Consider the following 13,637-nt stretch of genomic DNA (forward strand, 5'->3'; position numbering starts at 1 on the left):
TTTTTTCCATAAAGAAGTCGAAACTGACCGATAAGCCGCGTTCTTTTCATAGAAAGTGGAGTGGACAGTCATTCATCTTGCCGCTGGACGTCAGATAGCAAAAACCCCGCCGGAGCGGGGTTTTTCCATAAAGAAGTCGAAACTGACCGATAAGCCGGGTTCTGTCGTGGACAGTCATTCATCTAGGCCAGCAATCGCTCACTGGCTCAAGCAGCCTACCCGGGTTCAGTACGGGCCGTACCTTGTGAACCCCTATTTGGCCTTGCTCCGGGTGGAGTTTACCGTGCCACGAACTGTTGCCAGCCGCGCGGTGCGCTCTTACCGCACCCTTTCACCCTTACCTGATCCCATTACTGGGCCATCGGCGGTTTGCTCTCTGTTGCACTGGTCGTAGGCTTGCGCCCCCCAGGCGTTACCTGGCACCCTGCCCTATGGAGCCCGGACTTTCCTCCCCTCTGCCCGTCTCCCCCGAAAGGGACGACGACAAAGCGGCGACTGTCTGGTCAGCTTCGGCGCGGGATAATAGGCGATCCGCCCGCGTTTGTCACGCCTCTTGCTGCTCCAGCGCGTACTTATACAGGGCGTTCTTCTTAACGCCATGAATTTCCGCCGTTAACGCAGCGGCTTTTTTCAGCGGCAGCTCAGTTTGCAGCAACGCCAGGGTGCGCAACGCTTCGGCAGGCAGCGCTTCTTCATCGGCCTTGTGCCCTTCAACAATCAGCACCATCTCGCCTTTGCGACGGTTTTCATCTTCCAATACCCAGGCCAGCAGTTCGCCCACCGGCGCGCCCTGGATGGTTTCCCAGGTTTTGGTGATTTCGCGCGCCAGCACCACATAGCGATCGGCACCCCATACGCTCACCATGTCTTGCAGGCTATCGATCAAACGGTGAGTGGATTCATAAAAAATGAGGGTACGTGGTTCATTCTCGAGGGAGCGCAGCACATCGCAGCGGCCTTTACTCTTGGCGGGCAGAAATCCTTCGTAACAGAAACGATCTGACGGTAACCCCGCCGCACTTAATGCTGTAATCGCCGCGCAGGCACCCGGCAACGGAACCACGCGCACACCTGCTTCACGGCAGCGACGTACCAGATGATAGCCAGGATCGTTGATTAATGGCGTGCCCGCATCCGAGACCAGCGCAATGCTCTGGCCTTCTTGCAGCCTGGCTAACAACACTTCTGCTTTCTGTTGTTCGTTGTGGTCGTGAAGTGCGAACAGTCGCGCATTGATGGCGAAATGTTGTAGCAACAGCCCGGTATGACGTGTATCTTCCGCTGCGACCAGATCGACGCTCGCAAGCACCGTCAGCGCACGCTGCGTGATATCACCCAGGTTACCGATCGGGGTAGGAACGATATAGAGCGTGCTGGCAGAAATCTCTGCCCGATCGAGTTGTTTCATTGTTTCATCCGAATTGCCGATTTAATATTGAGCATCTAGAAAAAAACATCACTGGATACAGTATGCTTCCTTCAAAAGTCGTACGTCATAAAGCAGGACGCTTTGTACCTGTTCTTCTCGCTGGACTGATTTTAGCCGCCTGTAGCGGCCAGGGACCGCAGCAAACCTCCAACGTCAATATTCAGGGGCCTGCTACTGGCCGGTCTGACTATTATCTGCAGCAGGTGCAGCAAAGCAGCGATGATAGCAAGACCGACTGGCAATTACTTGCCATCCGTGCCCTGTTGAAGGAAGGAAAGTATCCGCAGGCTAACGATCAGATCTCGCAACTGCCACAGCAGCTCTCTGCAGTGCAGCAGCAGGAACTGCAATTATTGCGCGCGCAGATGCAGATTGGTCAGCAGGATTTCGGCGGCGCTCAGCAGACGCTGGGTCAGGTGAAGACTGATGGCCTGTCTCAGGATCAGCAGGTACGCTACTACGCACTGCAAATCGCTGCGGCACAGAATCGCCCTTCACTCGCGCTCTTACGCGCCTATATTGCTCAGGAACCGCTGCTGCAAGGCGCCGACCACCAGAGCAATATTGACGCCACCTGGCAAGCTCTGACGCAAATGACGCAGGATCAGCTGAACAGCCTGGTGATTAACGCCAATGAGAACACCCTGCAAGGCTGGCTGGATCTGCTCAACACCTGGCACACCAATAGCCAGGACCCGCAGATGCTGAAAGCCGCGATCAAAGACTGGCAGACGCGCTATCCGCAGAATCCGGGCGCGAAAACGCTGCCGACGCAGCTTAGCCAGGTGCAAAACTTCACCAAAGCCTCGACCAGCACCATCGCGCTTCTGCTGCCACTTAATGGCCAGGCACAGGTTTTTGCCAATGCGATTCAGAAAGGTTTTAACGATGCCAAAAATGGCGTGTTAACTGCCCCAGCCCCGCAACCCGCCCCTGCTGCGCCAGCGGCAACCGATGCCAATGGTCAGCCGTCAGCACAACAGACTGGCGATGCCAATGCACAACAGCCTGTGGATGCTAACGCTGCCGCTAACACGGTTGTCAGCCCGGCCATGGCAGGTAATATGCCGCCACAGACCGAACAGCCGCAGCCCGCCGCACAACCGGCGACAACGGCTGCTCAGCCGGACAGCAGCGCTCAGGTTAAAGTTTATGACACCAGCAGCCAGCCGATTGCTCAGGTGATGCAGCAGGCACAGCAGGATGGCGCGACCATCGTGGTGGGTCCACTGTTGAAAAACGACGTCGAGTCGGTGGTGAATAGCCAGACACCCCTTAACGTGCTGGCGCTGAATGAGCCAGAACAGATCCAGAACCATCCGAATATTTGTTATTTTGCGCTTTCTCCTGAAGACGAAGCGCGCGATGCCGCGCACCATATCTACGAGCAAGGCAAACGCCAGCCATTACTGCTGGTACCGCGTAGCAGCTATGGCGATCGCGTCAGCAAGGCGTTCGCACAGGAGTGGCAGAAACTCGGCGGTTCAACCGTACTGCAACAGCGTTTCGGTGGCGTTTCTGAGCTGAAACAAGGTATTAATAGCGGGGCCGGTATCGCATTGAGTGGCACGCCGCTGACGGTTGAACAGCCGCAGTCTGCCGGCGTGGCTGTTGCGGGCCTGACCATTCCGGCGCCGCAAACCACCCCGCCAGCGCCAACGACCGATGCCAGCGGCGGCAGTGTGGATGCCGTGTACATCGTGGCCAGCCAGGACGAGCTGCAACTGATCAAACCGATGATTGCGATGCGCACCAGCAGCCGCAACAACATCGCACTGTATGCCAGCTCCCGCAGTGCGCAGGCGGGTGCCGGTCCAGACTTCCGTCTGGAAATGGATGGCCTGCAGTTCAGTGATATTCCGCTGCTCTCCGGTAACAATCCGGGTCTGATGCAGCAGGCGGCGAAGTCGTTTAACAACGATTATTCGCTGGTTCGCCTCTACGCGATGGGCATTGATGCCTGGACGCTGGCGAATCACTTTAACCAGATGCGCCAGGTGCCTGGCTTTGCCATTGACGGCAACACCGGCAAACTGAGCGCCGACACGGATTGCGTGATCAACAGGAAGTTGGCATGGAACCAGTATCGTCAGGGACAAATCGTTCCGGTGCAGTAAACCGCCAGCGCATTGGCGCTGAGCAGGAGCAGCAGGCGCGTGGCTATCTGGAGCGCGCCGGGCTGCGATGGGTTGCCAGCAACGTGCGTTGCCGCAGTGGGGAAATTGACCTCATTATGCAAGACGCCGATTGCTGGGTGTTTGTCGAAGTGCGCTATCGACGCGATGCGCGCTACGGCGGTGCCGCCGCCAGCGTGACGCGCCAGAAACAACAAAAGCTGCTGCGTACCGCTGCATGGTGGTTGCTGGCACGCGGCGGCAGTTTTGATACGGTGAATTGCCGTTTTGACATCATTGCCATTACCGGGCGTGAGCTGGAATGGCTGCCCGATGCCTTTAATGCCGATGGATAGAACCAGGTGGTCTTGTGCAGGACAGAATTAAAGCGTGTTTTACCGAAAGTATTCAGACTCAAATCGCCGCTGCGGAGGCACTGCCGGACGCGATTTCTCGCGCCGCTATGACGCTGGTGCAGTCGCTGCTGAACGGTAACAAAATCCTGAGTTGTGGTAACGGTGCCTCATCGGCCAATGCTCAGCATTTTGCCGCCAGTATGATTAACCGTTTTGAGACCGAGCGCCCCAGCCTGCCTGCGCTGGCACTGAGCGCCGACAATGTCATGCTGACGGCAATCGGCAACGATCGTCTCCACGATGAAGTTTATGCCAAGCAGGTTCGCGCGCTTGGTCAGGCCGGTGATGTGCTGCTGGCTATTTCAACCCGTGGCAACACCCGCGATATTGTTAAAGCGGTTGAAGCTGCGGTGACTCGCGATATGACTATCGTCGCGCTGACCGGCCATGATGGCGGTGAGCTGGCGGGCCTGTTGGGTCCGCACGATGTGGAAATTCGCATTCCGTCACATCGCAGTGCACGCATTCAGGAAATGCATATGCTGACGCTGAACTGCCTGTGTGATTTGATTGATAACACTTTGTTCCCACACCAGGAATGACTGAAGGAGCTCAAATGAAAGCATTGAACGCTGTCGCCATTCTTTTAACTGCCATGATGCTGCAGGGCTGTGTTGCCGTTGTAGCAGGCGGCGCCGCTGTGGCGACCAAAACGGCAACGGACCCGCGCACCGTCGGTACGCAAGTGGATGATGGCACGCTGGAACTGCGTGTCACTAACGCACTGGCTAAAGATGAACAAATTAAAAACCAGGCGCGCGTCGTGGTCACCGCTTATCAGGGCAAAGTACTGCTGACCGGCCAATCACCATCGGCTGATTTGGCGAGCCGCGCCAAGCAGATTGCGATGGGCGTAGAGGGTGCCACCGAAGTGTATAACGAAATCCGTACCGGCCAGAAAGTGAGCCTCGGAACGTCATCATCCGATACCTGGATCACCACCAAAATCCGCTCGCAGCTGCTGGGTAGCGATCAGGTGAAATCGTCGAACGTGAAAGTGACCACGGAAAACGGTGAAGTGTTCCTGCTGGGTCTGGTGACACAACAGGAAGCCACTGCGGCGGCCGATGTGGCCAGTCGTGTGAGCGGAGTGAAACACGTAACGACCGCGTTCACCATCCTGAAGTAATCTGCATCTGACGGGCGCAGTCAGTTGCGCCCCGACCACAGACAAGGGCAGCCTCAGCGGGCTGCTTTTTTTATGCCGGTAAATCGATGACGAGGGCACGCAGCGGCGTTTTCGCCTGCAACGTAATCTGCTGTTCTTCACTCAAGAACGCGCCGTCACCGCAGCTCAGTAACTCCTGATTGGCGCTACTTGCCTGCAGATCCAACGAACCGTGGATGGATTGCAGATAGGCGCGAGGACCGTTCAGTTTCACCGTATGCTGCTCACCGGGTGCGAGTATCACCTGATGGACCCAAACTTGCTGACGCAGTTGCAGGCTGCCATCCACGCCGTCTGGCGAGGCCAGCAAGAAACGGGTCTGCTGCGGCACAGCGATTTTCTGCAGCAGCGGATTCTCTCGATCCGGGCAGGCCGCCAGCCACAGCTGCATACGTGTTAGTGGGTGATCTTTGCTGATATTGATTTCACTGTAGTTCACGCCCTGCCGCGCCGACAGCAGCATGGCTTCGCCTTCCCGCGCGATCAGGTGGTTACCTTCGCTATCGCGGTACTCTGCTTCGCCCTGCAACACCAGGTTCAGCACATCCACCTGCGGATAGCTGCGTGGCTGGAAGGCCGCACCGGGTGCCAGCACTTCCTGATTAAGCACACGCAATGAAGCGTAGCCCATTAATTTCGGGTCAAAATAGTGGCCAAAAGAGAAGCTGTATCGCGCCTGCAACCAACCGAAATCGGCCTGGCCACATGCGGACGCGCAGCGGGTTGTCATCATGATTTACCTCCGACGCACTGCGGTGAGATTCGACCACAGGCTTTATACGTTAATGGTAAAAGGCTGGACGCCGGATTGTTAGCCAGTTAATCTGCCTGGCATATTCAAATTTACTGACAGAGAACCGGCATGGCAAAAGACCGCGCGTTAACCCTCGAAGCTTTACGTGTGATGGATGCTATTGATCGTCGTGGTAGCTTTGCTGCGGCAGCCGATGAACTGGGCCGCGTTCCCTCTGCATTGAGCTACACCATGCAGAAGCTGGAAGAGGAACTGGACGTGGTGCTGTTTGACCGCTCCGGCCATCGCACCAAGTTCACCAATGTCGGGCGTATGCTGCTGGAGCGTGGGCGCGTGCTGCTGGAAGCGGCCGATAAACTCACCACCGATGCCGAAGCGCTGGCTCGCGGTTGGGAAACCCATCTCACCATCGTGGCCGAAGCACTGATCCCCACTAATCTGCTGTTTCCTGTCGTTGAAAAGCTGGCGGAGAAAGCCAACACGCAGATTTCGCTGGTGACGGAAGTGCTGGCCGGTGCGTGGGAGCGTCTGGAACAGGGCCGCGCGGACATCGTGATTGCGCCTGATATGCATTTCCGTGCATCAACCGAGATCAACACCCGTAAGCTCTACAGCATTATGAGCGTCTACGTGGCCAGTCCGGATCACCCGATTCATCAGGAAGCCGAACCGCTGTCTGAAGTGACGCGCGTGAAGTATCGCGGTATCGCGGTGGCGGATACCGCGCGCGAACGCCCGGTGTTAACGGTACAGTTGCTGGATAAACAGCAGCGCCTGACGGTGAGCAGTATGGACGATAAACGTCGCGCCCTGCTGGCAGGATTGGGTGTCGCCACCATGCCTTATCCGATGGTGGAACAGGACATCGCCGAAGGCCGTCTGCGTGTGGTGAGTGCCGAATACACCCGTGAAGTGGATATTATTATGGCATGGCGCCGCGATAGCATGGGTGAAGCCAAAGCGTGGTGCTTGCGTGAGATCCCGCGATTGCTGGCGAAGCAGCGTAGCTGATTAAGACCTGGTCGGCATAAATGCCGACTCTCCCCTCAAAGTGTAGTGGGATATTCATCCCAATCATCACAGCCCGGCATCCAGGCCGAATAGTAAAGCGTCGGCATACTTCCCAAACATCCTGGGGCGGGATGCGTGTGGGACGTTGTAATGTGGGTATTCATCTCAAACCTCGTCAGCCGGGATGCAGCCCGGACGTTGTCGTGCTGGCTCCATCCCACCCTGGTTTACCCTCACATCCGGCTGAGACAATCGATCGCCACCGCTTTAAAGCTGACGAAATCCGCGCAATCGCGCAATCGGGTCATCGCCCTCTCCCGCAGGAAGGTGACGAACAGATCGTAAATCGCCATCGCCTCTTCGTATTCGCTTTTGCTGATCGCCAGCAGGAAAATCACCGAAGCGGTTTCATCACCCCAGCTCACGCCATGCGGTGCCAGCACGGTATACACCACGGTTTTCTTCGCCAGCAATCCCAGTGAGTGTGGCAGCGCAATGCCTTCGCCAAGCAGGGTGCTGACAATCGCTTCTCGCTCTTCAACGGAGGGATAAAAGTCCGCATCCACACAGCCTTCTGACTCCAGCTGATCGCACAACACGCGGAACAGCGCGGATTGCGTCATCGGCTTATCCAGCACCATAAAGTGCTGTGCATCGAAGTATTTTTCCAGCATGTAAGGCCGTGTGCGATCCACCAGCACCAGCTTGCCCAACTGCTCCAGCTGGAACTCGGTCGGGAACGGCGACATCACCGCAATCGGCTTATTCTTCTCACTCAAACGCACGGTGGAAATCACGAAATCTTCGTCGATGTGTTCGCGCATCTCGTAATCACGCTGCGACAAACGCGCCGTGACCACCAACTGCGGGTATTTACGCAGCAGCAGCGCTTCAATCATGCGCAGTGTGGAGTTGCCGCTGTCGCACACCAGCAGCACCTGCGGATGGCGTTGATAGCCGACATCGTAATGCCGCTCCAGCCCGACACCGATGTGCAGCACCAGAAAACCGATTTCGTTCTCGCTGATGCTATAGGGCGTGTATTTTCCCCAGCTGGTCACCGCCGCCAGCGTCACGTCATACGCCATCGGATAGTGCTGTTTGATGTTACTCAGCAGCGGATTGGGGATGTGAATCTGGTAGCGCACCCGGGTAATCATGGTTTTGATATGGGTGAGCAGATCGGCTCGCAGCTGCTCATCCTGCTGCAAGCGGTAGTTGTAATGGGTGTTGATGTAGTTCAGCAGGTAGTCGACCAGCGCATCGGCATCATCAGCATTAATGGTGCTGGGCGACAGCGCCTGAATCTGCCGGGCGGCGATATTGACGCGCAGCCAGTTCTCTTCCGCCTGCGAGATCGGTTTGCCGACCAGCGGCTGCATCAGATTCACCAGATGATGCGCGGCTTCGCGCACCTCTTCACCGACATCTTCCGCGCCGGGATCGTTGAGCGGGAAACCTTCGCTGATGCGTCGCACCGCCACCGCACAGTAAATCTGCAGATAGCGCTCGCCCTCATCGCTCAGGCGAATCGCATACTGATTAAAGCAGTGCTGCAACAGCGGTTCCAGCTGTGCCAGGATGCCGCTGTGCAGCGCTTCCACCGTCAACAGCGGGCTATCGGGCATCTCCTGATCAATCTGCCACAGCAAATCCGTCAGGCAGGTGCGGATCGCCGCTTCGCTGCCGAACAACTTCATGCCGTAATGCGGCTTGGTTTCGATATTCAGATGATAGCGGCCCAGCCACTCGCGCACTTCCGCCATATCGCTTTGCAGAGTGGCGCGGCTGACAAACCACTCTTCCGACAGGTCTTCCAGCTTGAGAGAATAGGCGGCGGTGAGAAAACGCGTGAGCAAATAGCGCACGCGATCCTGAGAAGTGCGCGGCACGCGCAGCGGCGCAGCGCTCTCTTCCTGCAGACGGTCAAAAAGCGCCACATCGTCGATCTTCAGCTGATATCCCGCGCCGCGCGCCAGTACGAACTGTGCGCCGTGTTGCTCCAGCAGCGCATTCAGCGCGGTGATATCGGTGCGCACCGTGCGCGTTGAAACAGAAAAGCGGCGCGCCAGCTCATCCTGCGGCAGCGTTTCGTTTTGCAGCGCAGCGAAAAGTTGGGCCAGACGCTGATTGGGAAATCTCACGGAGCTTCACCTGTGACTCGTTTGTTACAGCAGTTTCTTGCACGTTGCCAGAAGCTGACGCACATCGTCAATGCGCGTGTCGCCAGTGGCACTGTCGATGATCGAACTATAGACGTGTGGAATCACTTTGCTGACGCCCGCATCGAGTGCAATCTGCACAATGGCTTCGAAGTTATTGAGATCGATGCCGCCGGTCGGTTCCAGCCAGAAGTCGTGACGCGCACAGGCTTCAGCAACGGCACGGTACTCATTCACCGCTTTTAAGCCGCCCATCGGGAAGTATTTCACCGAACTGCCCCCCATGTCCTGCAGCATGGCGATGGCGCTGTCGATCGGCACAATCGCATCTTCCAGCTGCGAGCTGCGCGGTCCGGTGGAAATTTTCACCAGGCCCGGCGTGCCGGTTGGCGAAATCAGACCGTTGACCACGGTGTGATTCTGCCCGAGCAGCGCGCGGCTGGTCGCCACACCGGTAAACACCTGGTTCACGTGCTGCGGTTGCAGCACCGCTGAGATCTCACTCACCATCGCCGACTGATTAGGATCGCCTGCGCCCAGTCCGACGGACAGCGCGTTGTCGATCAGCGCCGCGTACTCGCGCATATCGGCAATCGCTTCTTCATTGCTCGCGTAATTTTTTGATAACACGCCCACCAGCACGTGGCCTTCTGCGGCCTGCCAGATCTCTTTGGCGTTCTGCTTAGAACCGGCCAGCACGTTGAGGCACAGACGGCCCTGATAAAAATTCGGGTTCAGACTCATGCGCGTTTTCCTCCGCTGAGTAACGCCTGGATGCGGCTAAAGATAATATGCAACTGATCGGCGCTGACGCTGCGCACGTCGGCTTCGATAATGCCTTCATTGGCTTTGTAGCCACGGAAGTAGATAGCGATGTCGCCGGTTTTCAACGCCTGCACCAGCTCGCCGGTTGGCCATTGTGTGACGGCTTCATCGAACTTGATCTCAGCACGAGCGATATCTCGGCCTGCCGCATCCCACACTACGCGTGCGGACACACCATTCAGCGTATTGAGGTTGTCGATAAACGGCGTCATGTTGGCCACCATCTCTGCACCGGTGGTTTTCGGCTGCACCAGATAGTTTTCAATCGCCTGCGTCAGACCAAGAATGCCTTCTTTACCGACTTTCATCGCGCGGCCAATACCGTTGCTTTGACGTTTGACCCACTCAACGTACTGAGTGCGGCCAATCACCAGACCGCTGGTCGGCCCTTCGATCGCCTTGGCGCCGCTGTAGATCACCAGGTCCGCGCCCATTTGGTAGTAGCACTGCAGATCTTCTTCTGCCGCCGCATCCACGATTAACGGGATACCGTGTTGACGCGCGACCACCGCCGCCTGCTCCACACTCAGGTGGCTCTTCTGCACACAGTGGTGTGATTTGATGTACAGCAGTGCCGCCGTGGTGGGCGTGATGGCGGCAGCCAGCTGTTCAGGCGAACATTCGTTGCTGTAACCAGCCTCCACCAGACGTCCGCCGCCCAGCGCCACCATCGCACCTACCGGCGCACCGAAGTTCACGTTATGGCCTTTCGGCACCACGATATCGTGCGGCACCGTCAGCGGCGCGGCATGCAGGTTGTCCAGCAGCCAGTCGTTATCTTTGACGATCACCGCCGCCACGCTCTGTGCGATGCCCGCAGAGGCGCAGGAAACCACCACCGCATTTTCCACATCCAGCAGTTTAGCGATGTAGGCGCCGGTTTTGTTGACCAGATCTTTGATCTCGAAATAGTGATTCAAACCGTAGCTGACGGTCTCCACCACATCGGCAGAAGGCGTTGAAACACCAAGAATGGTCATACGACCGGAGGCATTGATGACCTGTTTCAGGTCATATTTTTCATAAATCGAAGACATGATTAGCTTTCCCTTCATCAGTCAGATGCCACTTACCCGCGATAACCACGGCCAGCGGCAGCAAATGTTGCTCACCCAAAACCCGTTCGCCTTCAGCATCGACGAACGGGCGGGCTTCCTCTTTGACGGTAAAAATGGTCAGGTCGGCGTCATAACCTTCTGTTAAGCGCCCTTTGCCCGCTAAGCGCAGGCCAGCCGCGGCATTGCCGGTGACGCAGTCGATAACCTGCGGCAGCGTCATGCCAATGCTGAAGAATTTCGACATCACGTGCGCCAGGCTATGTACCGGGCCGTTGATGCGGTTGCGACAATAAATGTCCGAACTGATGGTGTCGGGCAGAATGCCCTGCGCGATGGCCTGACGGGCCACTTCAAAGCTGAAGCTGGCACTGCCGTGGCCGATATCCAGTTTTATGCCACGCGCGATGGCGTTTTTCACTGCCGCTTTCAACTCACCCTGTGGTGAAAGAATGCGGTTTGGTTTGCCGTTAAAGCAGTGAGTAATGATGTCGCCGGAAGTGAGCAGATCGGCAATCTCTTCCAGCACCGGCGGATTGTTGCCGATGTGCACCATCAGTGGCAGATTTCCCGCCGCCTGCTGAATGGCTTTGGCGCGAATCAGCGGCTGAATGCCATTCTCACCCACCACGCTGCTGCTCATGCGCGCTTTCAGCCCCACGATAAAGTCCGGGCGACGTTTCACCGCCTGCACCACGGCGTCACCGTCAATCTGCGCCATATCGGCCAGCTCGTTCTGGGTGATGATGCCGGTACGTGAGATGTTGATCAGCGCGCGCACTTCGGTGGTGGCGGAACGGGTGAGCTGATAGAAATCGTCGATATGATCCGCGCCGGTGCTGCCTGCATCAACCACGGTAGTGACGCCCTGCGCCATGCCAATCGCATCGGCTTCATCGTGATAAATGGGGGATTTGGGATAGCAGTGAACGTGGCTGTCGATCCAGCCTGCGCTGACGTAATAGCGCCCCTCTAAATCGCGCTCCTGCTGAGCTGAACCGCTGACGTCGCCGACCGCGACAATTTTGCCCTGCTGGATGGCGATATCCACCAGCTGTTCGTCGCACAAACGCGCGCGGCGCAGAATCAGATCAAACATATTCACTCCTTAACAACCTGCATTCAGCCTGGTGCACATAGATGCGCACCCTACGGAATCTGCATCACATCTGTGTGGGGGCATTAATGCGCCCCCCACAGAATGCACTGTTCAATCGTAGGGTCGCCGTGAAGGGCGACCGTTAATCGATGACAGCTTTACAGCGAAACCGGGAACATCGCGCCTAACGCCATGGCACCTAAAATCGCGCCACCGGTGATCGGTTTGTTCCACAGATAAAACAACAGCGCACCCACCAGCGAACCGAGGCCGATGGGAATCGATGCCGCCATCGCAGACAGAATAATCAACGGCCCAAGGAAGCGGCCGGAAGCATTACCTGCTCCCATCATCACGTCCGCACCGTAAGTGGAGTCGCTCTGATTGATGGTGAACTTACGCGCCAGGATAATCAGATAGCCAATGGCTAAACCCACCACCAGGCCCGTTGCCAGTGATGCCGCAAAGTTCGCCACCGGGAACACGATGCCCGCGCCCAGCAGTAAAGCGGGAACGCCCAGCCCAACTCCGGTTTGAATCGCGCCGCCGATATCCAGAATCCCGACCAGCGAACCTTCGATGATGCGAGCAAACAGGAAGCTGGCACCAAACGCCGCCACGGCGCCATACACGCCGGTTTCCATGCCGGAACGCAGCATCGAAACAAACGCCACTTCGTTAAATGCACCGATGCCGTACAGGTAGTACATGTGCGTACCGGCAAACACCCCGGCGGACAGCAGGCCAACAAAGATCGGGAAAGACCAGTCGGCGTACCAGAACCCTTTGTTTTCGGTCTCGTTCATTCTCAAGGCTCCTTATTTGCCGCTCAGGCTGTTGTGAATCATGTCCAGCCAGCCAGGAATGCCAAGTTGGAAGGATTGCAGCAGTTTCATGTCGAAACCACGGAAGAAGCCGCTCAGAGCGAACAGCAGCACAATCGCGAACATCATCACTTTAGTGACTTTGTTCCAGCCGCTCTCTTCCACGCCTTTACCAATCAGGATACCCAGCACCAGACCCGGTACGGCATTGCCCATGATCAACTGCGCCAGACCACCAAAGATGGTCGCCCAGAAACCGGATTTCTTACCGGCATCAATCGCTGCCAGCCAGAAGATCACCGGCATCACGGTGTTCACCAGCAGGTTGGCCGCCGGCACCAGCACTTTAACCGCCGTAACCTGCAACGCTGCAGGCACCGCAGAAGCCGTGCTGTTGAGGAACGCCACCACGATCATGCCGATGATGCCGCAGGCAATCGCCATGCGTTTTGGGTTATGCAGGGTTTCTGCGACGTTGCGGTTTTTCACCATCAACGCGGCTGCGCCCCAGTTAGGCAGAATGCGGTGATCAACGTCCTGAGTGAAGGAACCAGCAGCCACAGACGATGCCCAGGCGTTAAAGAAGAAGCCAAGACCAAAGGAGAAGTGCGAAGCGGGATCGCCCTCACAGGAATTGAGTTCACCCAAGGTACGAAACGCGCCCATACCTTGCGTGGTCGGTGCATGGAACATGCGCGCTGCGCCCGCTCCTACCCCAACGCCAACCAATCCACCAATGATCAACGACTTAAACAAAATGATTAAAAACATGTTGTTGTA

Annotated in this window: 13 protein-coding genes and 1 other RNA gene; 5 read left to right on the plus strand and 9 right to left on the minus strand. The window is 57.0% G+C overall.

Annotated features, from left to right (window positions below):
* Positions 1–134: 134 nt before the first annotated feature.
* Positions 135–511, minus strand: an RNA gene (gene rnpB, locus VH86_RS24700) — RNase P RNA component class A.
* A 33-nt stretch (positions 512–544) separates the two neighbouring features.
* Complete coding sequence (gene rsmI / locus VH86_RS10820) at positions 545–1,408, minus strand: 16S rRNA (cytidine(1402)-2'-O)-methyltransferase (protein WP_038644515.1); 864 nt, start codon at positions 1,406–1,408, stop codon at positions 545–547.
* A gap of 62 nt (positions 1,409–1,470) precedes the next feature.
* Between rsmI and VH86_RS10825 the strand changes: the two genes are divergently transcribed.
* The 4 genes from VH86_RS10825 to dolP are packed head-to-tail and all read left to right on the plus strand — an operon-like array spanning position 1,471 to position 5,088.
* Positions 1,471–3,546 (plus strand): penicillin-binding protein activator, encoded by a 2,076-nt coding sequence (locus VH86_RS10825; protein ID WP_045832879.1) that lies wholly within the window; start codon positions 1,471–1,473, stop codon positions 3,544–3,546.
* Positions 3,504–3,899, plus strand: a complete 396-nt coding sequence (locus tag VH86_RS10830) for a YraN family protein (protein ID WP_045816567.1) — start codon at positions 3,504–3,506, stop codon at positions 3,897–3,899. The genes VH86_RS10825 and VH86_RS10830 overlap by 43 nt, the downstream gene beginning before the upstream one ends.
* Positions 3,900–3,913: 14 nt before the next feature.
* Positions 3,914–4,501, plus strand: coding sequence for a DnaA initiator-associating protein DiaA (gene diaA, locus VH86_RS10835; RefSeq protein WP_034829211.1), 588 nt, complete (start codon positions 3,914–3,916; stop codon positions 4,499–4,501).
* Between the two features lie 14 nt (positions 4,502–4,515).
* Positions 4,516–5,088: a division/outer membrane stress-associated lipid-binding lipoprotein gene (dolP, locus tag VH86_RS10840; protein ID WP_045832880.1), complete on the plus strand. Its 573-nt coding sequence runs from the start codon at positions 4,516–4,518 to the stop codon at positions 5,086–5,088.
* A gap of 70 nt (positions 5,089–5,158) precedes the next feature.
* Here the strand turns inward: dolP and VH86_RS10845 are convergent, their stop codons facing one another.
* Positions 5,159–5,860: a pirin family protein gene (locus VH86_RS10845; protein WP_034829215.1), complete on the minus strand. Its 702-nt coding sequence runs from the start codon at positions 5,858–5,860 to the stop codon at positions 5,159–5,161.
* 129 nt (positions 5,861–5,989) lie between these two features.
* Here VH86_RS10845 and VH86_RS10850 point away from each other — a divergent pair, with 129 nt between their 5' ends.
* Complete coding sequence (locus tag VH86_RS10850; protein ID WP_038644506.1) at positions 5,990–6,892, plus strand: LysR family transcriptional regulator; 903 nt, start codon at positions 5,990–5,992, stop codon at positions 6,890–6,892.
* Between the two features lie 233 nt (positions 6,893–7,125).
* On the opposite strand, the gene VH86_RS10855 is transcribed toward VH86_RS10850, so the two are convergent.
* The 6 genes from VH86_RS10855 to VH86_RS10880 all read right to left on the minus strand — a co-directional run bounded on the left by VH86_RS10855 (position 7,126) and on the right by VH86_RS10880 (position 13,628).
* Complete coding sequence (locus VH86_RS10855) at positions 7,126–9,036, minus strand: transcription antiterminator (RefSeq protein ID WP_045816566.1); 1,911 nt, start codon at positions 9,034–9,036, stop codon at positions 7,126–7,128.
* A 24-nt stretch (positions 9,037–9,060) separates the two neighbouring features.
* Positions 9,061–9,798, minus strand: coding sequence for a KDGP aldolase family protein (locus tag VH86_RS10860; RefSeq protein ID WP_038644502.1), 738 nt, complete (start codon positions 9,796–9,798; stop codon positions 9,061–9,063).
* A complete protein-coding gene (locus VH86_RS10865; RefSeq protein WP_038644500.1) occupies positions 9,795–10,916 on the minus strand; it encodes a DgaE family pyridoxal phosphate-dependent ammonia lyase in 1,122 nt (373 codons plus the stop codon). Before VH86_RS10865 ends, VH86_RS10860 begins: the two co-directional genes overlap by 4 nt.
* Positions 10,900–12,033: an amidohydrolase/deacetylase family metallohydrolase gene (locus VH86_RS10870; protein ID WP_045832881.1), complete on the minus strand. Its 1,134-nt coding sequence runs from the start codon at positions 12,031–12,033 to the stop codon at positions 10,900–10,902. The genes VH86_RS10865 and VH86_RS10870 overlap by 17 nt, the downstream gene beginning before the upstream one ends.
* A 158-nt stretch (positions 12,034–12,191) precedes the next feature.
* The gene (locus tag VH86_RS10875) at positions 12,192–12,839 is read right to left on the minus strand and encodes a DUF4310 family protein (RefSeq protein WP_038644496.1); all 648 of its coding nucleotides are present in this window, start codon (positions 12,837–12,839) and stop codon (positions 12,192–12,194) included.
* A gap of 12 nt (positions 12,840–12,851) precedes the next feature.
* Entirely contained in the window at positions 12,852–13,628 is a 777-nt protein-coding gene (locus VH86_RS10880; protein WP_034829226.1) for a DUF4311 domain-containing protein, read from the minus strand.
* Positions 13,629–13,637: the final 9 nt, after the last annotated feature.

This window comes from Pantoea sp. BL1, assembly GCF_000963985.1.
GTDB lineage: Bacteria > Pseudomonadota > Gammaproteobacteria > Enterobacterales > Enterobacteriaceae > Pantoea > Pantoea rwandensis_B.